The organism is Nocardia sp. CA-119907, from assembly GCF_050955995.1.
Taxonomy (GTDB): domain Bacteria; phylum Actinomycetota; class Actinomycetes; order Mycobacteriales; family Mycobacteriaceae; genus Nocardia.
On sequence record NZ_CP192091.1, the window covers coordinates 2,377,410 to 2,397,787 of the forward strand.

Consider the following 20,378-nt stretch of genomic DNA (forward strand, 5'->3'; position numbering starts at 1 on the left):
TATAGCTATACTGATCAGCATATCTATACCGTTCGACATAGCTATGAAAGGAGCGCAGCATGACGACCGTCTTGGTCACCGGTGGCTCGGGGTTCGTCGGCGGCCGGCTGATCGCCCGCCTGATCGCCGTCGGCCACACCGTCCGTGCCCTGGTCCGCAGCGATGCCGCAGCCCAGAGAGTCCAGGGCCTCGGCGCCATCCCCGTGCGGGCCGATCTCGCAGACCCCGAGGGCCTGCGCGCCGCCGCCGCAGGGGCCGAGTTGGTCTTCCACGCAGCCGCACGCACCGATGGCGGTAGCCGCCAGCAGTTCTGGGCCGACAACGTCACCGGCACCGCCAACATGATCCGTGCCGCGAGGGAAGCCGGGGTGGCGCGATTCGTCCATGTCGGGACCGAAGCGGCCCTCATGAACGGCCAGCCGCTGGTCAACGTGAACGAGACGGTGCCGCTTCGGCCGGACTCCCGCGCCTCCTACTCCGCTTCCAAGGCAGCTGCCGAACAGCTGGTGCGCGAGGCCAACGGAACCGGGATGGAAACCGTCGTCCTGCGGCCGCGGTTCGTCTGGGGTGCGGGGGACACCACGTTGCTTCCCAGACTGGTCGGCATGGTCGATGCGGGTCGCTTCTCGTGGCTCGGCGACGGTCGGCACCTCACCGACACCACCCACGTCGACAACGTGGTGGAAGGCCTGCTGCTCGCGGCCGAGCGCGGCCGACCCGGTCAGGCGTACTTCGTCACCGACGGCTCTCCCGTTGTCTTCCGCGAGTTCGTCACCCAGCTGTTGGCGACCCAGGGGGTCGCCGCCCCGAACCGTTCCCTGCCCTACGGGATCGCCCGCATCGTCGCCGCGACCGGCGAGACCCTGTGGCGGACCCTGCCCCTGACCGCTGCGCCCCCCTTGGACTACATGAGCGTCTGGGTCTCTGGCCGCGAATGCACCATCGACATCACCAAAGCGCGCACGGAACTCGGCTACGAGCCGATCAAGACACGGCAGCAAGGTCTCGCCGAGCTGCGTTCCCCAGCAGGCTGATCGCCGACCGCTGCCGTGCCAGTGCCACCACGCGCGCCCCGGGTCGCGCCACCACGGCCCCCAGCGACCGCCATCCAGCGCCCGCGCTGCTGGCCCGTCGAAACGTCGACGATCGGGCGCCTGTTGTTCTACCCATCTGGTTGAAGAGGAGTAATCACAATGTCGCAGAAGGAAATCGGGGCAACGCGCTGGACGGCAGCGGACATCCCCGACCTCACGGGCCAGACCTGGCTGATCACGGGAGCGACGAGCGGCCTGGGACTGGCCACGGCCCGCGAGGCGGCCGCGAAAGGTGCCCACGTGGTCCTCGCGGTCCGAGACACCTCCCGCGGCGCGACGGTCGCCCGTGAGCTGGGCAACGCCGAAGTCCTCGAACTCGACCTGGCATCGCTCGACAGCGTCCGCAAGGCCGCAGCGCAGGTCGGCGACGTCGACGTGCTCACCAACAACGCCGGGGCCTCCCCGCAAAAGCGACTCGAGACCGTTGACGGGTTCGAGATGCACCTCGGTGTCAACTTCCTCGGCCCGTTCCTGTTCACCAATCTCGCGCTGCCCCGAGTGCGGAAGCGGGTCGTGATCCTCGGCTCGATCGCCCACAAGCGGGCGCAGATCGACTTCGACGACCCCAACTTCCGCACCCACACGTGGACCAAATCCGCGTCCTACGGGCAGTCCAAGCTGGCGGACATGCTGTGGGGCGCCGAACTGTCACGCCGCCTGCAGACGGAAGGCCGCGGCATCGACGTACAGCTCGCACACCCGGGCTGGGCCGCGACCAATATGGGCAACCCCGTGGAGAACCCCGTATTCAAGCGCCTGCTGAACCCCATCGTCCCGCTCATCGCCCAGCCCGCCGACCGAGCCGCGCTGCCGACCCTGTACGCCGCCACTCAGCGCCTGGAACCGGGCAGCTATATCGGTCCGGACGGTCCCGGCGAGGTCCGCGGCTATCCCAGAGCCGTCGGGCGTTCCAAAGCCGCAGCCGACCCAGAGCTGGCGCGACGGCTGTGGGAGTTCGCCGAAGCCGCGACGGCGTCGCGCGCACCATCACAGGACGCGTGAACGCGACGTCCGCATAAGGCACAGCGGAGTGGGTACCGACCGCGCGCCGAGCAGCGCTAGCGGTTGTTCGAATACGTCTCGATGAAACCCGCTTGCGCGGTGAGCAGGCTCCTATGCGGTCATCAGTCGTCGGACTGCTGCGGCCACCTGTTCGGGTTGCTCGGCGGGCACGACGTGCTCGGAATCGGCGTCCTCGAATTGCCCGTGGACCTGCTCGGCGTATCGGCGCTGGTACTCACGCACGGTGTCGAGGTTGCGGGCCTGGAACATGTTGGCCCGCGCCGCCGAGATGATGATGACGTCGCATTCGGGCAGTTGTGGTGGCCGGGCGCGGAATTCTGTGGCTGTTCGGCTCGATCACTGCGCCCGCGGCCGGCGCGATCGTAGGCGACGGTATGGGCGGTGTCTCGCAATAACGGTACGACCGGATCCCACAGCGTCCGCCCGGCACCCGCGCCGGATTCGAACACCACTGTCGTGTCCGCAGAACCGGACTCTTCGAGATAGATCTTGTTGCCGCACAACATCATGCGGCGTCCTGGCTCATCCCGCATAGTGATACCCCTCCGAACGATTCCAACTTTGAGAACGGTACCAGAAATGGGATAGTAAGTGTATGGATCCCATCGACTTGCTGCTTCACCCCGTACGACTACGCATCGTGCATGCGTTGTTCGGTGGGCAGCTGCGCAGCGCAGGCGAGTTGTGCGAGCGTCTGCCCGATGTGCCGAGGACGAGCATTTATCGGCAACTCGGCCTGCTGGTAGACGGTGGAATGCTGGAAATCGGGGATGAGCGGCGGGTGCGTGGTGCAGTGGAGCGCTCCTATCGTCTGCGCGCGGACCGCCGCACGATCGGCCCGGAAGCGGGGAAAACGATGACTACGGACGCTCACCGCCGAGGATTCGCGGCAGCCATGGCCGTCCTGATCGCCGAGTTCAACGCCTATCTCGACCGGCCGGGTGCCGATCCGTACGCAGACTCGGTCGGCTACCGTCAAGGCACCCTCTGGCTCAGCGCCGACGAGCTCGACGTCATGCTCACCGGCCTCCGCGAGATCGTCGCCCCGCTCGCCGAGAACAAGCCAGGACCAGGCCGCAAGCCCTATCTGATCAGCCCGATTCTGTTTCCCAGCGACGAACCGCCTGCGACCAGCTGAGGGAACCCGCTTCCGACGCCCACACCCGAAACTGCACGGAATTCGGCATGTGCGTGTGTTGAGTCATCGTGTGCCCGAGGCCATGTAGGCGGCGTAGTTGGGGTGGCGGTCGAGGTTGATGCGGGCGCGGTCGTAGCCCATGGTGCGGGGGGCGGCGGGGCGGGCGGCGATCTGGACACCGCGGTGGCCGTGTTCTTCGCCGATGTCATCGACGTCGGACTTGCAGGCCTCGACTGGATCTGAGAGTTACGAGAGCGGACCCGGCTCGCGGTCGGCGGATATTCGCTGGCGGTAACTCGCCTGGACGCGGGATCATTGCTCACCTGCATCGCTCGTTGATTCGAGACGAGAGGGGGGAGCATGAGTTCACGCGCAACGGCGGTCAAGCTGGTGCTGCGTTTTTATGGCCGGGAAATGGCCTCTCGCAAGGTCACGACGATTCCGGCGCTGCTGGTGCCGGCACTCGGCAATATCTGCAACCTGTACATCGCACCGCTGATCGTCGCGATGGTGGTCGGCCGCGTCGCGGCGACCGGGGATACGAGTTTCGGGGCCCTGGCTTCGTATATCCTCGCCTTCGGTGGCACCCTGCTGCTCGCGGAACTGTTGTGGCGCATCGGGATTCACTGTCTGAACCGAGTCGACGCGTACGGTATCGAGCACCTTTACGTGCTCGCCATGGACGAGCTGCTCGCCAAGGACGCGGCGTTCTTCCACAACAACTTCGCCGGTTCGCTGACGAAGCGCTCGCTCAGCTTTGCGGCTCGGTTCGAACAGTTCGTGGACACCCTCGCCTTCGAGATTCTGGCGGCACTGGTGCCGCTGATGTTCGCCTCGGTTGTGTTGTGGCGCTACAACCCCGTGCTGGTCGTCGTGCTGATGGGGATGATCGTGGTGACCGCGCTGGTCATCATGCCCTTGATCCGGCGCCGCCAGAAGCTCGTCGACGACCGGGAGGCCGCCATTGCGCAGGTTGCCGGGCATGTGGCCGACAGTCTGGCCAATATGCAGGTGGTGCGCGCCTTCGCTGCCGAACCGCAGGAGGCGGCCGAGCATCGGCGCCGCGTCGCCACGTCGCGGCGAAAGTCGTTGCGCTCCTGGGATTACGCGAATCTGCGGATAGATACGCTGGTGACGCCGCTGTTGGTGCTCACCAACGTGCTGGGCCTGCTGATCGCGCTTGGCCTCAGCGGCGGGAATGCGGGGGTGGAGGCCATCGTGGTGGCATTCACCTACTACTTCAACGCCACCGGGATCATGTTCCGATTCAACCAGATCTACCGGCGGTTGGAGACGGTGCTCACCGAGGCGGCGCAGTTCACCGAACTGCTGCTCGACGAGCCGAAGGTGCTCGATATCGAACATCCGGAACCACTGCGGCCCAAGGGCTTCGACGTGCGGTTCGAGACCGTGAACTTCACGCACGGGGGTGCGCGCCAGCTGTTCCACGGATTGGATCTGCACGTGCCCAGCGGTGCCAAGGTAGGCCTGGTCGGACGATCCGGTGGTGGCAAGACCACCATCACCCAACTGCTGCTGCGGTTGATGGATATCCAATCCGGAACGATACGCATCGGCGGGCAGGACATCGCCCGGCTGCGGCAGGCGGATCTGCGCAGTCTGATCGCCTACGTGCCACAGGATCCGGCCATGTTTCACCGGACCCTGAGCGAGAACATCCGGTTCGCGCGCCCGGACGCCACCGACGAGGAGATCCTGCGGGCCGCCAAGGCCGCGCACGTCACCGAGTTCGCGGATGCGCTGCCGCAGGGTATGGAAACGCTCATCGGCGAGCGCGGCGTGAAACTGTCCGGCGGCCAGCGTCAGCGGGTCGCGCTGGCTCGGGCCATCCTGCGGGACGCGCCCATCCTGCTCCTGGACGAGGCCACCAGCGCCCTCGACTCGGAAAGCGAATTGCTTGTGCAGCAAGCGCTCTGGGAGTTGATGCAAGGGCGTACGGCGTTGGTCGTCGCGCACCGGCTGAGCACTGTGGCCGGGATGGACCGGCTGGTGGTGCTCGACCACGGGCGAGTCGTCGAGGAGGGGACACACGAGCAGCTGCTATGCGCGCAAGGAACATATGCTCAGCTGTGGCGGCACCAGTCGGGTGGATTCCTCGGCGAGAACGTGGCCGCCCGTTGATCGGAGTTCGTTGGAGCTCGATCCCGATGTAGGTACGTGGGACCTTCGAGACGGTTTGGCGGGCAGCGGCTCCGCTCGAAGGTCGCAGACCCTCAGTAGCGCAGAGCAATCAGCTCGCCGACAATGCCTCGCGCAGAACCGTATCGAAGCCGATCGGCTCGCGGCCGATCAACTTCGCCAATGTCGGGTCGACCGTGGCGAATTCACCGGCTCGGCTGGCGGCGAAGATATCCACCATCAGGTCCGCCTGCTCGGCGGGGACGCCGTAGTCCGCCATCTGTTGCCGGAATTCCTCGTCGGATACGGTGACGCGCTTGATGGTTCGGCCCGTGAGCTCGGCAGCGAGGGCGGTAATCTCGTCGAAGTCGATGGCCTGCGCAGCGGTCAATGGCGGTGTGGGACCGTCGAATCGGCCTTCCTCGGCAAGGATCGCCGCGGCCGCGTCGGCGAGGTCGGCGTGCGCGGTCCAGCTCACCGCCCCATCCGCGGGCAACACGAGCTGTCCGGTCTCGGCGGCCTGTCCGAAGAACCGCAGTGCACTGGCGGCGTAGAACCCGTTGCGGAGCGAGGTGAACGGCACGCCGCAGGCCTGCAGCACCTCTTCGTCGGCGGCGTGGTCGCGGCAGGGCTCGAACTGCGAGGTCGGGCCGGCGCCCATATGGCTGGTGTAGAGGATGCGGCGTGCGCCGGCCGCGACGGCGCCGTCAATGGCCGCCCGGTGCTGTCGGATGGCCTCCGCACCGAGCTTGTCGACCGACACGATGAGCACCTGGCGTGCACCTTCGAAAGCGTGGGACAGGCTGTCCGGGTCGGTGAAGCTGCCCTGCCGCACCCGTACTCCGCGGTCGGCCAGGTCCTGCGCCTTTCGCGGGTCGCGGACGCTCACACCCACTTGGTCGGCGGGCACTCGCATCAGCAGGCTCTCGACAATCCGACGGCCCAGCAGCCCGGTGGCTCCGGTCACGATGATCATGCTGTTTCTCCATCCTGATTCCATTGGAAACATCAATGCGTTAACAATGATACTTTCATTGGAAACAGTCAAGCGTTATCGTTGATTCATGACATCGCACACGCCACGCGGGAGCGGCACGACCACCGTCGAACCCGACGGCACGGCGTCGGGTCGCGAACAGCACCGACAGCGCGTCATCGAAGCCGCCGCCGACCTGCTCGAGCATGCGGGTCGGGACGCGGTGACCACTCGCGCAGTCGCCGACGCAGCAGGGTTGCAACCACCGGCGATCTACCGGCTGTTCGGCGACAAGGACGGGCTGCTGGAAGCGGTGGCGGAGTACGGTTTCGCGAAATTCGTTGCCGGCAAACACGTCGACCCAGACCCGGCCGACCTCATCGACGACCTCCGGGCCGGGTGGGACCTCGCGGTCGAGTTCGGCCTGTCCAACCCCGCGCTCTACACCCTCATGTACAGCGAACCCGCCGGCACCAAGTCGGCCGCATTCCAGGCCGGACTGAAGATCCTGCGCGGACGGGTCCGTCGCCTCGCCGCAGGCGGCTGGCTACGGGTCGACGAGCAACTCGCAGCCGGGATCATTCACGCCACAGGCCGGGGCGCGGTCCTGACCTGGCTGTCCCTCCCGGAAGCCGACCGCGACCCGGCCCTGCTCACCGCCCTGCGAGAGGCCATGGTCACCGCCGTCACCAACGAACACCCGGCCGTCCAGGACACCGGCCCGGCAGGTGCGGCCCGCGCCCTCCGCGCCACCCTCCCCGATGAAACGACACTCACCACCGCCGAGCAGCACCTCCTTCGAGAGTGGCTGGACCGCCTCGCAGCTGACCACTGAGCGCGCCACATAGCCACCGGCGGCTCCCGAACCTGCCGGAACATCAGGTATTCGGCGAGGCGCTGTGCATCGCGAATACTGCGGTCGCTGAACTCGCGACCGCATTTCAACGGTTCGAGGTCTCGTGCGGGTCAGCTCCACACGCCGGTCTCGACGACCCAGATGCCGTGATCGCCCTGGGTCGCGGGCTGGGCGAGGTGCAGGGCGACCTTGCTGCCGTCCTGGTTGGTGACAAAGACGACCGTCGGTGCGTCGGTGCTCGTTTGCACGCTGGTCCAGCCGAATCGCCCTTGCACGAAGGACTTTGCGACCTGGACGCGGTCCAGGCGCCAGGGCTGGTGGCCGCCGTCCACGGACTTTTGCAAGTCCGTGGCCTGCTGGATGGCGAGTCCCTCTCCGGCAAAGGTGGTGCCGGATGCCGGATGGTTTGGCACCGGCTGCTGCGCAGTGTCCGCCGGGACGGAGGTGATCGGCTGCGGGGCCGCGGTCTCCGGGGGAGTTATCGGGCTCTGGGCTTGCGGCTGCGACGGCGCTCCTTGATGGCCGGAGGTGGCGGGCGCGCCCGAGATATCCGACGGGGCAACGGCGACCGGCGTCGTGCCGGAGATCGCCGATGAGCCCGGGGCCGGCGTCGTCGACGAGTTCGAGCATCCGCCGATCACCGCCACACCGGCGAGCACACCGAGCAGGATCACCCCCGCCCGCCGCGAGAGCTTGCCGGGGGTGCGAGAAGTGCGTTCAGGCATGGTGTGGTGCATGGGTCCCCCGGTCGGCTCCGCTACCGCGATCTGCTCAGCTCATTGTCCTGATTTCGCACTACCGGACCGTCTCGTTACTGCGGCGAGCGATAAGGGTGTCGGCCATCGGCCTCCGTCCACGGCATGACCGGAACTCGGTCGGATTCGTTTGCACATCGGCAAGTGTTGCGGTTGAGCTGTCATGTGGCCGAGGCCTGTACTGACCGTCGGCGCACTAGAACCGAAACCGCACGATGCGGGTGGACCGTTTCATGCCCGGTAGCAGGTTCAGGAGGCGGAACATGCGGCGTACGTTCGCGGGCGCCTTGGCCATCAGCACCGGTGAGTCGTTCATCGGCGCCTCGTCGACGTATTCGAGGCGCGGGTGCCAATCGGCCAGCGCGACAGGATCGTTGAAGCCGCAGTCGAACTGGGTGTCGTATTTGCGCAGGGTGGGGTCCCATTTCGAGGTGCGCCACGCCCAGACCGGCACGGTGTCGAGCTGTATTTGTCCGGTGGGGAAGGCGTCGACGATGCTGGTCAGCAGCCGCCGGACGTCGGACTCGGTCAGGTAGGGCACCAGTCCCTCGGCGATCATCAGCATGGGCCGGCCGCGGGGGATATTGTCCAGCCAGGTCAGGTCGGTGACGCTGGAGCCGATCAGGGTGTAGTGCTCTCGCGGCGGCAGGAATTGTTGGCGCAGTTCGATGATGGAGGGGTAGTCCAGGTCGTACCAGTCGACGGTGGCGGGCGGGTCGATCCGGTACACGCGGGCGTCGAGGCCACAGCCCAGATGCAGTACCACCGCGTCGGGGTGATCGGCGAGGAAGCTTCGGGCCCAGTCGTCGTGGGCCTTGGCGCGTACCACGGCGGCCAGGCCCATCTGGCTGGTGCCGAATCTGCGGTTGTCGTAGTCGGGGTCGAGGCGGCGCATCGTCTGCTCGGCGTATCTGTCGCCGAGGATCGGGTCCGACAGCCGGTTGTCCAATGCTTTTGCCCTGAGGACGGGACTGACGGTCTTCTGCACTCCGACGAGTCCGGCGTCTTTCACGCCAGCGACACTACTCACATTTTCACCAGGTCGGTGCTGCCGAGGCTGACGCTGATCACGTTCTGTCATTGGCTGACAGCACCCCTTCCGCGAATGCCGCTGCGAATTGGATAGCGCACCAACAGCTACGAGCTGTCCTCCCCATGTGGCCGATGGTGACCGCTCGGACCAACTTGCATTCGGGTCTGTGTCGGTTCCGGTTGAAGACTGGATCTGGCACAGACTTTCGGGTCGAGGGTGAGTCCCGCTGGTCGACCAACTTCTGCTGGGTCACCTTGCGGCCGGTCGGTGGGCGGATTTACGGCGGGCTGCTCGTCGACGCGCTGCGTCGTGTGCCGTGCGAAGAAAACTGACCGCTAAAGCGTGAGTCTGCGCGTCAGGGTTGACGATCGAGATCCAGCCCTGTGTGCGATACACAGGATGTGGCAGGACGGTGTCGACAGCGGTGAAGTCGACCGCGCCCGAGCTGATCCGGGGGTCCGCACCGATGAGTTCGGTGCAGGCGCTCCTGCCGACGTGAATGTTCAGCCGCCATCGCCCTGGCCGGTCGAGGTCACACGAACTGTCGTCGGGGTAGTTTTTCGTGACAATGGTGGCGTAGGGCTGTTCGCGTTGCGGCACTAGGCCATCGGGGGCGTAGTAGAAGAAGTGGTCGCCCCACGCAATCTCGGGGAACGGGCTGCCTTCGGTCGGCGCAAGCTTGAGGACCCCGTCGAACGCTCGGATCGACTCGAGGAGTTGTTCCATACTCATGGTTCGAGTGTGAGGTTGAAGTGCTTATGGAGGGTTGACTCATGGGCGCGACCATCAGGCGGCGGAGTTGCTGACGGTCTCGGCGGTGGCAGCGGCGACCGGCTACTCGGTCCAGCAGGTCCGTGACTTGGAGAGGCTCGGTGTCATCCCATCCGCGACCCGGGCGGGTAACGGATACCGGCAGTTCTCCGCAGACCACGTCCGCGACCTCCGCGCCTACCGCGATCTCTCCTACGCGGTGGGGCCGGTCGAGGCACGCCGAGCGATGCGGGCAATCCGCTCGCTGCCGACCGATCAGGCGACCGCTCTGGTGTGTTCCTAATCAGTTCGGGGAGTGAGCCATCCGGCAAACTCCTTGGTGGTAGCCGACTGGCAGGTGAGCACTCTGTGTTCCTGGACTTCGAGTCCTGAAGAAAGACCGTGCCTCTGCCAGTAGGTCGGGAGAGTTGATCGCTGCTGGGATGTCGTGCCCGTCCGTGGTGATGTGAGCACTGCTTGATTAGGTCGCTGATGGTTCTCTCGCTGGCTGCTCGACGGTGATCGGCATCGAGAACGGGAGAGCCATTGAGACTGTTCGTAGGAGACGATTGGGCCGAGGACCATCACGATGTGGAGGTGATGGACAGCTCCGGCCGCCGCTTGGCCAAAGCGCGTGTGCCCGAGGGCGTGACCGGAATGGGCAGGTTGCATGCGATCGTCGGTGACCTGGTCGGCGACGACGTCGACGAGATCGAGGTCGTGGTCGGGATCGAAACCGACCGAGGCCCTTGGGTCGCCGCGCTGGTCGCCGCCGGATACACGGTGCTGGCGGTGAATCCGTTGCAGGCGGCCCGGTTTCGTGACCGGCTGGGGGTCTCCGGCGCCAAGAGCGACGCCGGCGACGCGCACGTGCTGGCGGACATGGTCCGCACCCACGCTCACCAATTGCGGCCGGTTGCTGGGGATTCCGCGCGTGCCGAGGCGATCAAGGTCGTGGCCCGCACCCACAAGACGATGATCTGGGAACGCACTCGCCATACCCAGCGATTGCGGCACGCCCTGCGCGACTACTTCCCCGCCGCGCTGGCCGCGTTCGAGGACCTCGACGCCGCCGACACCCTGGAACTGCTCACCAAGGCACCCACACCCGCCCAGGCGGCCCGGCTGACCATCGCGCAGATCAGCGCCGCGTTGAAACGCGCTCGCCGCAAGAACATCGCGGACAAAGCCGCGGTCATCCAGGCCGCGCTGCGCTCGGCCCAACTCGGCCAGCCCGACGTCGTGGCCGATGCCTACGCCGCGTCGGTGCAGGCGCTGCTGGCGGTCCTGACCGTCCTCAACACTCAGATCAAGACGCTGCAAGGGCAGGTCGAGGCCCATTTTGGCAAGCACCCGGCCGCTGAGATCATCATGTCCCAGCCAGGTTTGGGACCGATCCTCGGTGCCCGGGTGCTCGCAGAATTCGGTGACGACCCCACCCGCTACCTCAGCGCCAAAGCCCGCAAGAACTACGCGGGCACCTCCCCGATCACCCGCGCCTCCGGCAAGAAGAAGGTCGCTTTGGCCCGGTTCGTGCACAACGACCGGCTCATCGACGCCCTCACCACACAAGCGTTCTCCGCACTGTTGTGGTCCCCGGGCGCCCGCGCCTACTACGACCACCAGCGAGCCCGCGGCGTCGGCCACAACCCCGCCCTGCGCCAGCTCGCCAACCGACTCGTCGGCATCCTCCACGGATGCCTCAAAACCGGAACCCTCTACGACGAGGGCACCGCCTGGCCTCGACTGGGCGAGAAGGCTACTGCTTGACATTCAAGCCTCCTGGGATGTCTTTCACGGACGGCTCAACCAGGAACGAGAGCAAGCGCTCGCTGCCCGTGAAGCGCTGGAGGCGATACAAGGCGAGGCGGAGACCGACGCCAACCCCGTAGAAGCAGACGCGATGACCATCACCGAACTGTCACAAGCGCTCGAGCTGCGTGCCTCCACCCTCCGCTTCTGGGAGCAGCATGGGCTGGTGAGGCCAGAACGGATCATCACCCGTTCAGGATCGGCCCGGCGCTATCAGCTCGTGGCGATTCGAGAAGCGCGCATTACAGCAGCCCTGCGGGCCGCCGGCTACCGGATTCCCGACGTTCAGAAAGCAATCGCAGCGATCCGCGACCTCGGCGACGCAGGTCACTCACTCGAAGCGCTCGACGCCCGTCTGATCACTATCGCCCAACGCGGACTTGCGCTCATCCGCGCAGGAGCGACGCTGGCCCAGATCATCCAACCTCGGTGATCTCCTCGCCGGTGTAGCCGAGTTCGGCCAGGACTGCCCGGAAGGAGGGCGCTGGGTTTTCCGTTGCGCCAGCGGGCCACGTCGCGGTGTGCGGGAGGCTGCGCGAGGTAGTTGTCCGCGCATCGGGCGGGAACTGTCGAAGGCAGGCAGATGCCGTCGGCAATTCAGGCACCGCTGTGTCGTGGGAATGGTTTGCAGAAGGTGGATCGGGATTTCGCCGTGACAGCTGAGGCAGCGGCCGTAACGGCCGGTGGTGATGAGCGTGAGGGCTTCATCGATGTCGGCCAGCGCGTGTCGTGCTGCCACGGCCAATGTGCTGGTGACTTCCTGCCTGGCCTTATCGGCCGCGTCGATGGGTATGGGCGCGCGGTCGATTTCGGCGTCTAGTTCGGCCAGCTGTTGCAGGCGGAAGCGGCGTTGTTGATTCAGTCCGGCTCGTAGGCCGGGTAGGTGGTCGGAAAGGCGTGCGGGCGAGACGGGCTGGGCGAGGGGCATCTGGGTCTCCAGGGCTGAAGGTTGGGATTGCGGTCATGGGAGAGGGGATGGGCCGCCCTGCCAGCGGGCCTTCGTATGACCACCTCCACGCCATTGGAATATTCGCTGACAACCCCAGGATCGTTTACGCCCCACGGCTGCGCTTGTGCGTCTGTGACATTTGCCGCACCCGGGATGATCGTGTGCGGGGTTACCCGGCCAGGTGCCGGGAAGCGGGGACGCGCCGAGCCCGGTGGCGGCCCGAGCGGAGGCCACCAGCAGCGCGGTGGACTGTTCTTCGGCGAGGTGTGCGCCAGCCGCGATGAGCACGCCGCTGTGCGACCACCCGGGCTGCGACCGCAATGTGTCGGGTCAGTGCGCGGATTCGACCGGTGTGGTCGCGATGGTCGTGGTCCGGATGCCGGGCACTGTGCGAGTCAGGGCGGTGGCGATGCGCCGTTCGGATTCGTCGGCGAAGCGGCCGCGGATGGTTGCGTCGCCTTCATCGAGCGTGACATGCCAGCGTCGTGTGCCGGTGTACTGGTCGAGCAGGTTCTGTGCTTCGCCGGCGAGGGTGTCGTCGGGGGTGAGCATGATTCGTAACGCGTCGCCGCGGCTGAACATGCCGACCACGCGGCCGTCGGCATCGATGACCGGCAGGCTGCGCAGTCCGTGGGTGACCAGCGTGCTCATGACCTCGGCCAGTGCCGCGCTGCCGGGGACCGCCACCGCGGGTGCGGTCATCACCGCGGTGACCGGGTCGCTGAGTTCGCCGGCCCGCAGCAGGTCACCGCTGGTGACTACCCCGATGAGGCGATCGTCCTGGTCGAGAATGGGCAACGCCGCGTAGCCCGATTCGGCGAGCATCAGCGCCGCCTCGCGGGCTGCGTTGTTGTGCCGCACGGCGACGATCGGTCGTTGCATGACCTCGCACATCCGCATGTCCTTCATTCCGTTCAACTCCGTTCAGCTGGGTAAATCGATCCCGCGAAAGAGCGGATCCTTCGCTGGCTTTGCTCGTGTACTCCGGGCGCCGTCGGTCAGCCGTTGTTGGTCATGTGTCTGTCCTCGCTGGGAAAATGTCGTCAGGGGCGGGCCAAGGCGGCGGTGCCGCCCCTGACGACGCGCAGGCCCTGGTATCGGGCCGGGTGCCAGTCGCTCAGACCCACGGTCGTGGTGGTTCTACCTGCAACTGCTCAACTCCCATGATGGGGTGGCGCTCCGAGCGAGGGGTTGCACCGATCCGACAATCGAGGCGCCGAGATTTGTGGTGACGCCACAGCGCAGGTGTGTCAGGCGGTGTCGGTGACGGCGAGTTCGATCATCATGGCGAGTCGTTTGCGGGGATCGTCCAAGCCGAGATTGGTTACCTCTGCCATCTTGCGCAGCCGGTTGCGGATGGTGTTCTCGTGCACGCCGAGCTGTGCGCCTGCCTCGACGGGATCGCCTTGGGCCTGCAACCAGGCGTGCAGCGTTGCCACATATTGGGTGGAGTTCGCGCGGTCGTGGCGCTGCAACTCCGAGACCGGCCCCCGTGCGGGGGTGCGCCCGGATTGCCCTGCGGTGCGTAACCGTTGCAGCAAAATCTCGTCCCATGACTCGTCATAGGCGGGGGGCTCAGCACCTGCTGAGCGGGCCTCGTGCAGTGCCAGGCATTCATCGGCTTCTCGGTGCGCCAACATCAGTTCCGTCGCCCGTGCGACACCGCTGATGCCGGCCGATACCGTCATCTGCGCGGGCAGCGCCGCGTGTAGCTCGCTGATCCAGCGGCGTGCCGTCGCCGCCTGATCAGCGGGCAGCACGGTGTAGATGGTGTCGCCGACAAGGGCGCTGCGGCTCGGACGCGACCAGCCGAATCCGGTTGTTGCTCGCTCGAAGACCACCAGCAGTGCGGCGTGCTGCTCGTCGGCCATCCGACCCCGCAGCGCGATCACCCGCAAACTCTCCGGCGCCAACCCCAGCCTGCTGGCCACGGTTGCCGCGTCCGCTGTGCCCTCCAGCAAACGGATCACCAAGTCGGATTCCACCTGACGTTCCAGATCCGCACTGGCCCGCGACCGCAACAGGTGCAGGGCCACCGTGCGCGCGCCGTCGGTCAAGGCCCTGTGTCGAGCCGCCTGCAACGGTTCCGGGCACGACACCCATACCGAGCCCAGCAGTTGCCGGCCCACGCGCACGGCCACGACCATCCGCCCCGTCAGACCGCGTTCCTCCTGCGCTGGAACGAACAACGGTTCATCCGAGGACGCCAAATGTGCGAAGACACCGTGCACATCGAACAGGGTCCGCAGCCACGCTGGCATCTCCCGGTCCAGGATCGTCTCGACCCGTGCGGGGTCTAGATGCTGCTGTGGCCTCGAGTACGCCAGCACCCGAGACCGCCGGTCCTCGATCGTCACCGCACCTCCGACCGCGTCGGCCAGACGATCGGCCAAGGCGAACAGGTCGGTCGGTCCGCGACCGGCCTCCGTTTCGCGGCCTTCCAGCACCAATCCGTAGACCACGGCGGCCAACTCGCTCCAGGCCACTGCGGGGTCGACCACCAGCACGGCCACACCCTCGATCTGCGGCTCGTCGTCGGCCTGCTCACCCGTGCGGACGAGCGCGACAACAGCCCGCGCCGACACCGCCCAGTCCACTACCTCCGACACCGAGCGCGCCCCGATCCCGAGCAGCACATCACCGGCTTCGGTGGGATCCTGATCGCCCCCGTGGATCACCACACTGCGCAATTCCGCGGACCGGGGAACCGACCCCAACCGCACACGGACCCCATAGCCACCCAGCACGTTCGCCAACCGATCCAATGTCACCATCAGCCGCTCCGATGTCGAACCGACAATGCAGCGCGATCATGCGCCCAACCCAACCCGTGGACGGTCATGAACGAGGAAGCCGGACCTCCGCCCTTCAGCCGGTGCATCCGGATGAACACCGCCGCGAGCCAACGCCGACGATCCGGGCCGCTTCGACCAGATGCGATTCCAGCGCCGTCGCGTTCTCCTGCGACATGGAATCGTGCTGCAGGGGAGTGACAGAAGTGAAGGCGATCGGTTCTGATCCTACTGGGCACTGTGGTCGCCGTAGATCAGGGCGAACTGCTGCAGGGCTCGTTTCCAGCCGGAAGTGTGGCCCACGACGTTGGATCGTTCTTGCGGCTTCTGGTGCCGCGGGTACACCGAAAGGCCATGGAGCGGGCGCCCGTCCCGGCGCACGAACAAGGCGTGCGACGGTAGGCCGTCCTCACGCCATGGGGATCGTCGGGTCGACGATCGCCTCGATGCCCGCCACGCGGTCGCCGCGCATCGTGAGCATGAGCATGCCGTACAGCGCGCGGTTGTGGTACGCCAGGACGCCCACGGTTGCGGGCGCTGGGTGCGACACCAGCGTGGTGCCGGATCCGAAGTAGCTGAGCAGGTTCGACGCCACGGCCGTCGCGCCGTGGGTGTGCTGCGGCGTCGGCAGCGAGCCCGCGACGAAGGTCGCCGATCCCCAGGCGTCCGGGGCCAGCACGGTCAGCAGGGCGTTGAGGTCGCCGCCGGAGCAGGCCGCGATGAACCGGTCCAGGACGGCTCGGTGTGTCGATGCCGTGGCATGGTCGACCGCGTCGATAACCGGGTCGGCCCCGACGACCGCGCGCTCAGCCGCTGCGATCGTGCGACCTGCCGTCGTCCCGGTGATCTTCGTACGCGCCCGCCGCGCCAGCTGTCGGCACGTCCCCGCTGGACGGCCCAAAATCGCCGCGATCTCCTCGAAGGGCAGCGCGAACACATCGTGCAGGATGAACGCCACCCGTTCGGGCGGATTCAGCCGCTGCAGCACCATCGCCAGTGCCGACTGGACGTGATCGTCGAGCGTGACCCGGTCCGCCGGGTCGACGCTCGGGGAGACCATCGAGTTCAGCAGCTCCGGGTCGCCGGGTTGCTCGCGCCGGACCCGGGCGCTGACCATCAGGTCCAGGCACAGGCGGCCGGTCACCACGGTCAGCCAGCCGCGGACGTTGTTCAGTTCGTCCGCGCGGGTGCGTGAGAGGCGCAGGAACGCCTCCTGCGCAACGTCTTCCGCGTCCGCGATGTCACCGAGCATTCGGAACGCCAGGTCCACCATGTAGGCGCGATGCGCATCCCACAGCGCGGTGAACTGGTCGCCATGAGTCTCCATACCGATTACGACGAGCTGGCGGCGCGAAAAGTTACCGATCCGGCGCGGTAACTTTTCCGCCGTCCGCCTCGTCATAGTGCCGACCCGCAAAAAACACGAAGCACCATTCGAGGAGATCTCATGTTGCGCAGTTCGAGCCGACTGACCGCGATCGCAGCCCTGGCGCTGGCCGGCCTCGCGACCGTCCCGGCACCGGCCGGAGCCGATTCGACCGCGTCCGCCGAAACGACCGGATCCGTCGAAAAGTACCTGGGCACATGGAATTACGACCAGCCGGACCACGTCACCAGCACCAACATCGCCACCATGGACCTGTTCGGATACCGGCCCGACATTCCGCAGATCGGCACCATTACCTTCACTCGCGGTGCCGAAAGCGAGGTCCTTGGCCACACCGATCAGGGCTGCACCTGGCATTTCCGGCCCGTGGGGGACGCGCTGGAAATGACCTCCACCACCCAGTACTGCTTCAACCAGGTGATCGGATCCGGCTACAACATAGACCGCTGGCGCGTCACCGTCGATGACGGCATCGAGCGAGAAACCCTGCACGCCAACAGTTATCTCGGCCCGGGGACCTTCGGATTCGATCTGGTCGACGGCCGCCGCACCAACGCCGCCGCGGGCACCCAGGCCGACACCGCGCAGCGTTTCAGCGGTACCTGGACCTTCGACCGCGCGCCCTTCCCCACCAACGCCGCCACCAACTCCTACTTCATTCCGCTGCCGTTCACGCCCGCTCCCATGTCCGGGCCGGTCACCTTCGCCCCGTCGGCGGGCAGCACCGTCACCGCGCATACCGCCGACGGCTGCGACTGGACCTTCGAGGCCCGTGGGAATACCGCCGAGCTGTCTCCGGCCACGCAGACCTGCGGCGCAACCACGCTGGCGTTCTGGTCGATCGCCGACGACGGGCGACATCAAACCGCCATCCTGTCGGGACAGGATCACAGCATCCCGTTCGTAATGACCTCGGGCTCCCTGACCAGGACGAACTGACCGCAGGGGCCGCAGTGATGGCCACGGCGGTGGCGGTCAGCCATGCGTTGGGCTGGACGAGAACGGTCCGACAGGTCTTGTTGAGCACCTAGTCGAGGCGGGTGGCGGTCACGGCCCACGCCGGCAGGTGCACTCGGTTGTTTTTCAGCAACGGCGCAATGGTCTGGAGTTGTTCTTGCATCGGTTTCATCCGGTCGGCCCATCCCGAGTCGTCGCCCATCTGTTTGGTGAGATGGGTGAACGTTTCCGGGCTGAAGGTGGCTTGGTAGGTGGTGGTTCCCAGGTAGTCGATGTGCCACCCGGCCGCGGGAAGGACCCGCTCGAAGTTCTCGGCCGGCAAACCTTCCGGCTGAAGGCCGTTGACGTTGTGGCGTCCGATTTCGAACATGAACAGTCGCGCCCCTGGTCTCGTGGCCCGGTGCAGGGCCTGTGCGTACTGGGTCTGTGTTTGTTCGTCGTCGAGGAACACGTGGTAGAACGCGCTGTCGACGACGGTGTCGAACCGATTCTCCAGGCCGTCGAGTCTGGTGGCATCGGCCACTTGGAAGTCCACCCGCACCCCGGCGCGCTCCGCGTTGCGCTCGGCCCGCTCGATCGCCGTCGGCGAGGCGTCGATCCCGGTGGCCGAGTAGCCCTTGGACGCGTAGTGGATCGCGTGATGTCCCAGGCCGGTTCCTGGGTCGAGCACCTCGCCCCGCAGAGCGCCGTAGGCCACCAACTGCTGCACTACCGGTTGTGGGCCGCCGATGTCCCAGGGGATCAACGCAGCAGTATCCTGCTCCGGCGACGTGTCGCGGTAGAGCGCTTCGAAGTCTGGCTGAGCATTGTGGTTCGGTTCCTCGTCCATGACTCCTCCTTTGATTGCGGACGGGCCACACCTGAAGGGTCGTGCAGGAGATCAGACCAATGGTTCCGTAATTCGGCGGATCACGCAGATCCTTCTGGAAGTAGAACTCGTTCTGCTCGTTTTCGGCGTGATGGTCCTTGCCGGGACGGGACGCTAATCCGATCGTTCGCCGCTCGCGTTGCCAGTGGGATCGTCAAGCGTCAGCCACGGCATCCGGCTGACGAGCCGGTCTCGCAGTTCGGTCAGGCGGGTGATGCGCTGATTCAGCTCGGCCACCCGGGGTGCGCCGACGGCTGCGTATCCGGTGGTGCATCGCGGTTCGAACGGAAAGACGCCGGGCAAATCGCGATCGAGGTAGGGCAGGAACGCACGAACGTCGTCGATGGTGAATCCGATGTCGAGCAGTTCGCGGATATTGCGGACTTGTTTGACCGCTGTCTCGTCGTAGGTGCGGTATCCGGAGGTGGTGCGCTCGCAGGTGAGCAGTCCCTGTTCTTCGTAGAAACGCAGGGCGCGGGTGGTGGTCCCGGTGCGTGTCGCGAGTTCACCGATCAGCATCGTCGTTCCTTTCCTCGGGATGGTTCAACGCGTGAGCTGCACGACTACCTTCCCGGTGTAGCGTCCCCGCACTAGATCGAGCAGTGCCTGCGGTGCGTTTTCCAGTCCGTCGACGACGGTCTCGGTGTGTACGAGTGAACCGTCGGCGAGCCACTGCCGCAGTCGTCGGCCGAATTCCGGGGCCAGGTTCAGATGGTCGAGCATGGTGAACCCGCGCAGGGTGAGCCGCTTGCCGATCACCGGCAGCAGATCTCCGGGACCGCCGTCGGGCACACCGCCGGACCGCTGCCGAGCCAGCGCGCCACAGAGGGCGATCCGCCCGCCGACATTCATGACCTCGACCGCCGCCCGCAATTGGGCGCCACCGACGTTGTCGAAGTACACATCGATCCCAGCCGGTGCGACGGTCCGCAATCGGTCGGTCAGCGGCTCGTCGTGGTAGTCGAAGGCCGCATCGAAGCCGAGCTTGTCGACGACGTGGCGCACCTTTTGCGCCGATCCCGCACTGCCTACGACACGACCTGCACCGAGCAGTCGTGCGATCTGCCCGGCCAGACTGCCTGTAGCGCCGGCCGCGCTGGAAACGAACACGGTCTCGCCCTCGCGCAGCCCGGCGGCCACCGTCAGGCCCGCGTAGGCGACCAGCCCGAACCCCAGATACGCCGACGGCGACGGATACGCGTCCGGATCCACGATCCGCACCGCATCCGCCGCGGCCACGGCATACTCACGCCAACCGAGCCGATGCAGCACCAGCGCCCCCTCCGGGACACCCGGATCGGCGGATGCGACGACCTCGCCGACCGCGTCCCCGGACATCGCGTCCCCGATGACGAAGGGCGGCATGGGAATTCCCGGATAGGCCCCGATCTGCATCAGCATCCCTGGATCGAGCGACATGTACAGATTCCGTACCAGCACCTGCCCCGGCCCGGGTTCGGATACCGGCTGCTCAACCAGCCGAAAGTCGGACAGCGCCGGAAATCCGTCCGGTCGCGCGGCGAGCTGGACCGCTCGGGAGGTTCGTGTCGTCATGGTCATGCCACCGACGCTAAGGATTGACGTATACGTGAAGGTCAAGCTGGCCGTGTGCAGCCGTGTTTGCTATCGGTGTTCACACCGCCCTCTGTTCTGCGAAGCGCAAACGACCGGACCGACGCTATCGGCTGGGTCGTTTGGTGGTCTCGGCATTGCAGGACGCGTTGAGCTACAACAGGTCTCGCGTCGCGATTGCCCACTGTGGGCGATTCGGCCGACGCGGTTTGCTCGAATCCGATCCGGTACGTAGCGGGTTCGGCGTCCTCGCGGCAGTTGGCGAATGCGGGACGCA

22 protein-coding genes and 1 pseudogene are annotated in these 20,378 nt (G+C 66.3%); 11 read left to right on the top strand and 12 right to left on the bottom strand.

Annotated features, from left to right (window positions below; translation table 11 throughout):
* Positions 1 to 59: 59 nt before the first annotated feature.
* Both ACQP2D_RS10615 and ACQP2D_RS10620 read left to right on the top strand, forming a co-directional pair.
* On the top strand, positions 60 to 1,034 hold the full coding sequence (locus tag ACQP2D_RS10615) for an NAD-dependent epimerase/dehydratase family protein (RefSeq protein ID WP_433683547.1): 975 nt from the start codon (positions 60 to 62) through the stop codon (positions 1,032 to 1,034).
* Positions 1,035 to 1,193: 159 nt separating this feature from the next.
* Positions 1,194 to 2,096 carry an SDR family NAD(P)-dependent oxidoreductase gene (locus ACQP2D_RS10620; protein WP_433683548.1) on the top strand — a complete coding sequence of 301 codons (903 nt, stop codon included), beginning with the start codon at positions 1,194 to 1,196 and terminating at the stop codon, positions 2,094 to 2,096.
* Between the two features lie 111 nt (positions 2,097 to 2,207).
* Here the strand turns inward: ACQP2D_RS10620 and ACQP2D_RS10625 are convergent, their stop codons facing one another.
* The gene (locus ACQP2D_RS10625) at positions 2,208 to 2,339 is read right to left on the bottom strand and encodes a hypothetical protein (protein ID WP_433683549.1); all 132 of its coding nucleotides are present in this window, start codon (positions 2,337 to 2,339) and stop codon (positions 2,208 to 2,210) included.
* A 373-nt stretch (positions 2,340 to 2,712) separates the two neighbouring features.
* Between ACQP2D_RS10625 and ACQP2D_RS10630 the strand changes: the two genes are divergently transcribed.
* The 3 genes from ACQP2D_RS10630 (at position 2,713) to ACQP2D_RS10640 (ending at position 5,397) form a co-directional block, all read left to right on the top strand.
* Positions 2,713 to 3,255: a helix-turn-helix domain-containing protein gene (locus ACQP2D_RS10630; RefSeq protein WP_433683550.1), complete on the top strand. Its 543-nt coding sequence runs from the start codon at positions 2,713 to 2,715 to the stop codon at positions 3,253 to 3,255.
* Between the two features lie 102 nt (positions 3,256 to 3,357).
* Positions 3,358 to 3,498 carry a hypothetical protein gene (locus ACQP2D_RS10635; RefSeq protein WP_433683551.1) on the top strand — a complete coding sequence of 47 codons (141 nt, stop codon included), beginning with the start codon at positions 3,358 to 3,360 and terminating at the stop codon, positions 3,496 to 3,498.
* A 117-nt stretch (positions 3,499 to 3,615) separates the two neighbouring features.
* Positions 3,616 to 5,397, top strand: a complete 1,782-nt coding sequence (locus ACQP2D_RS10640) for an ABC transporter ATP-binding protein (RefSeq protein ID WP_433683552.1) — start codon at positions 3,616 to 3,618, stop codon at positions 5,395 to 5,397.
* Positions 5,398 to 5,506: 109 nt separating this feature from the next.
* Here ACQP2D_RS10640 and ACQP2D_RS10645 read toward each other — a convergent pair whose 3' ends face one another.
* Positions 5,507 to 6,370, bottom strand: a complete 864-nt coding sequence (locus ACQP2D_RS10645) for an SDR family oxidoreductase (protein ID WP_433683553.1) — start codon at positions 6,368 to 6,370, stop codon at positions 5,507 to 5,509.
* A gap of 88 nt (positions 6,371 to 6,458) precedes the next feature.
* Here ACQP2D_RS10645 and ACQP2D_RS10650 point away from each other — a divergent pair, with 88 nt between their 5' ends.
* Positions 6,459 to 7,205, top strand: a complete 747-nt coding sequence (locus ACQP2D_RS10650) for a TetR/AcrR family transcriptional regulator (protein ID WP_433683554.1) — start codon at positions 6,459 to 6,461, stop codon at positions 7,203 to 7,205.
* Between the two features lie 131 nt (positions 7,206 to 7,336).
* Here the strand turns inward: ACQP2D_RS10650 and ACQP2D_RS10655 are convergent, their stop codons facing one another.
* The 3 genes from ACQP2D_RS10655 to ACQP2D_RS10665 form a co-directional block, all read right to left on the bottom strand.
* Positions 7,337 to 7,951, bottom strand: coding sequence for a hypothetical protein (locus ACQP2D_RS10655; RefSeq protein WP_433683555.1), 615 nt, complete (start codon positions 7,949 to 7,951; stop codon positions 7,337 to 7,339).
* A 226-nt stretch (positions 7,952 to 8,177) separates the two neighbouring features.
* A complete protein-coding gene (locus tag ACQP2D_RS10660; protein ID WP_433683556.1) occupies positions 8,178 to 9,011 on the bottom strand; it encodes a class I SAM-dependent methyltransferase in 834 nt (277 codons plus the stop codon).
* 252 nt (positions 9,012 to 9,263) lie between these two features.
* On the bottom strand, positions 9,264 to 9,746 hold the full coding sequence (locus ACQP2D_RS10665) for a DUF6194 family protein (protein ID WP_433683557.1): 483 nt from the start codon (positions 9,744 to 9,746) through the stop codon (positions 9,264 to 9,266).
* 70 nt (positions 9,747 to 9,816) lie between these two features.
* On the opposite strand from ACQP2D_RS10665, the pseudogene ACQP2D_RS10670 reads away from it, so the two are divergent.
* The 3 genes and pseudogenes from ACQP2D_RS10670 to ACQP2D_RS10680 form a co-directional block, all read left to right on the top strand.
* Positions 9,817 to 10,059 (top strand): annotated as a pseudogene (locus tag ACQP2D_RS10670) (MerR family transcriptional regulator); the annotation flags it as partial.
* Between the two features lie 251 nt (positions 10,060 to 10,310).
* Positions 10,311 to 11,534: an IS110 family transposase gene (locus ACQP2D_RS10675; RefSeq protein WP_433678657.1), complete on the top strand. Its 1,224-nt coding sequence runs from the start codon at positions 10,311 to 10,313 to the stop codon at positions 11,532 to 11,534.
* A 133-nt stretch (positions 11,535 to 11,667) separates the two neighbouring features.
* Positions 11,668 to 12,009, top strand: coding sequence for a MerR family transcriptional regulator (locus ACQP2D_RS10680; protein ID WP_433683558.1), 342 nt, complete (start codon positions 11,668 to 11,670; stop codon positions 12,007 to 12,009).
* Here ACQP2D_RS10680 and ACQP2D_RS10685 read toward each other — a convergent pair.
* Complete coding sequence (locus tag ACQP2D_RS10685; RefSeq protein WP_433685604.1) at positions 11,908 to 12,267, bottom strand: TraR/DksA C4-type zinc finger protein; 360 nt, start codon at positions 12,265 to 12,267, stop codon at positions 11,908 to 11,910. The genes ACQP2D_RS10680 and ACQP2D_RS10685 overlap by 102 nt on opposite strands.
* Between ACQP2D_RS10685 and ACQP2D_RS10690 the strand changes: the two genes are divergently transcribed.
* Positions 12,160 to 12,396 carry a hypothetical protein gene (locus tag ACQP2D_RS10690; RefSeq protein ID WP_433685990.1) on the top strand — a complete coding sequence of 79 codons (237 nt, stop codon included), beginning with the start codon at positions 12,160 to 12,162 and terminating at the stop codon, positions 12,394 to 12,396. The genes ACQP2D_RS10685 and ACQP2D_RS10690 overlap by 108 nt on opposite strands.
* A gap of 459 nt (positions 12,397 to 12,855) precedes the next feature.
* Here ACQP2D_RS10690 and ACQP2D_RS10695 read toward each other — a convergent pair whose 3' ends face one another.
* The 3 genes from ACQP2D_RS10695 to ACQP2D_RS10705 form a co-directional block, all read right to left on the bottom strand.
* On the bottom strand, positions 12,856 to 13,434 hold the full coding sequence (locus ACQP2D_RS10695; protein ID WP_433683559.1) for a CBS domain-containing protein: 579 nt from the start codon (positions 13,432 to 13,434) through the stop codon (positions 12,856 to 12,858).
* A 341-nt stretch (positions 13,435 to 13,775) separates the two neighbouring features.
* Positions 13,776 to 15,299: a PucR family transcriptional regulator gene (locus ACQP2D_RS10700; protein ID WP_433683560.1), complete on the bottom strand. Its 1,524-nt coding sequence runs from the start codon at positions 15,297 to 15,299 to the stop codon at positions 13,776 to 13,778.
* A 427-nt stretch (positions 15,300 to 15,726) separates the two neighbouring features.
* A complete protein-coding gene (locus ACQP2D_RS10705) occupies positions 15,727 to 16,644 on the bottom strand; it encodes a sigma-70 family RNA polymerase sigma factor (RefSeq protein WP_433683561.1) in 918 nt (305 codons plus the stop codon).
* Between the two features lie 120 nt (positions 16,645 to 16,764).
* On the opposite strand from ACQP2D_RS10705, the gene ACQP2D_RS10710 reads away from it, so the two are divergent.
* Positions 16,765 to 17,643 carry a hypothetical protein gene (locus ACQP2D_RS10710; protein WP_433683562.1) on the top strand — a complete coding sequence of 293 codons (879 nt, stop codon included), beginning with the start codon at positions 16,765 to 16,767 and terminating at the stop codon, positions 17,641 to 17,643.
* An 88-nt stretch (positions 17,644 to 17,731) separates the two neighbouring features.
* Here ACQP2D_RS10710 and ACQP2D_RS10715 read toward each other — a convergent pair whose 3' ends face one another.
* The 3 genes from ACQP2D_RS10715 to ACQP2D_RS10725 all read right to left on the bottom strand — a co-directional run bounded on the left by ACQP2D_RS10715 (position 17,732) and on the right by ACQP2D_RS10725 (position 20,089).
* Entirely contained in the window at positions 17,732 to 18,490 is a 759-nt protein-coding gene (locus tag ACQP2D_RS10715) for a class I SAM-dependent methyltransferase (protein WP_433683563.1), read from the bottom strand.
* A gap of 153 nt (positions 18,491 to 18,643) precedes the next feature.
* Positions 18,644 to 19,048, bottom strand: a complete 405-nt coding sequence (locus ACQP2D_RS10720) for a MerR family transcriptional regulator (protein WP_433683564.1) — start codon at positions 19,046 to 19,048, stop codon at positions 18,644 to 18,646.
* Between the two features lie 24 nt (positions 19,049 to 19,072).
* Positions 19,073 to 20,089, bottom strand: coding sequence for an NADP-dependent oxidoreductase (locus ACQP2D_RS10725; RefSeq protein ID WP_433683565.1), 1,017 nt, complete (start codon positions 20,087 to 20,089; stop codon positions 19,073 to 19,075).
* Between the last annotated feature and the right edge of the window lie 289 nt (positions 20,090 to 20,378).

Coding starts and splice junctions, on each gene's coding strand:
- ACQP2D_RS10615 (WP_433683547.1), top strand. CDS start 60: ATGACGACCGTCTTGGTCACCGGTGGCTCGGGGTTCGTCGGCGGCCGG.
- ACQP2D_RS10620 (WP_433683548.1), top strand. CDS start 1,194: ATGTCGCAGAAGGAAATCGGGGCAACGCGCTGGACGGCAGCGGACATC.
- ACQP2D_RS10630 (WP_433683550.1), top strand. CDS start 2,713: ATGGATCCCATCGACTTGCTGCTTCACCCCGTACGACTACGCATCGTG.
- ACQP2D_RS10640 (WP_433683552.1), top strand. CDS start 3,616: ATGAGTTCACGCGCAACGGCGGTCAAGCTGGTGCTGCGTTTTTATGGC.
- ACQP2D_RS10645 (WP_433683553.1), bottom strand. CDS start 6,370: ATGATCATCGTGACCGGAGCCACCGGGCTGCTGGGCCGTCGGATTGTC.
- ACQP2D_RS10650 (WP_433683554.1), top strand. CDS start 6,459: ATGACATCGCACACGCCACGCGGGAGCGGCACGACCACCGTCGAACCC.
- ACQP2D_RS10655 (WP_433683555.1), bottom strand. CDS start 7,951: ATGCCTGAACGCACTTCTCGCACCCCCGGCAAGCTCTCGCGGCGGGCG.
- ACQP2D_RS10665 (WP_433683557.1), bottom strand. CDS start 9,746: ATGAGTATGGAACAACTCCTCGAGTCGATCCGAGCGTTCGACGGGGTC.
- ACQP2D_RS10680 (WP_433683558.1), top strand. CDS start 11,668: ATGACCATCACCGAACTGTCACAAGCGCTCGAGCTGCGTGCCTCCACC.
- ACQP2D_RS10690 (WP_433685990.1), top strand. CDS start 12,160: ATGCCGTCGGCAATTCAGGCACCGCTGTGTCGTGGGAATGGTTTGCAG.
- ACQP2D_RS10695 (WP_433683559.1), bottom strand. CDS start 13,434: ATGAAGGACATGCGGATGTGCGAGGTCATGCAACGACCGATCGTCGCC.
- ACQP2D_RS10700 (WP_433683560.1), bottom strand. CDS start 15,299: ATGGTGACATTGGATCGGTTGGCGAACGTGCTGGGTGGCTATGGGGTC.
- ACQP2D_RS10705 (WP_433683561.1), bottom strand. CDS start 16,644: ATGGAGACTCATGGCGACCAGTTCACCGCGCTGTGGGATGCGCATCGC.
- ACQP2D_RS10710 (WP_433683562.1), top strand. CDS start 16,765: ATGTTGCGCAGTTCGAGCCGACTGACCGCGATCGCAGCCCTGGCGCTG.
- ACQP2D_RS10715 (WP_433683563.1), bottom strand. CDS start 18,490: ATGGACGAGGAACCGAACCACAATGCTCAGCCAGACTTCGAAGCGCTC.
- ACQP2D_RS10720 (WP_433683564.1), bottom strand. CDS start 19,048: ATGCTGATCGGTGAACTCGCGACACGCACCGGGACCACCACCCGCGCC.
- ACQP2D_RS10725 (WP_433683565.1), bottom strand. CDS start 20,089: ATGACCATGACGACACGAACCTCCCGAGCGGTCCAGCTCGCCGCGCGA.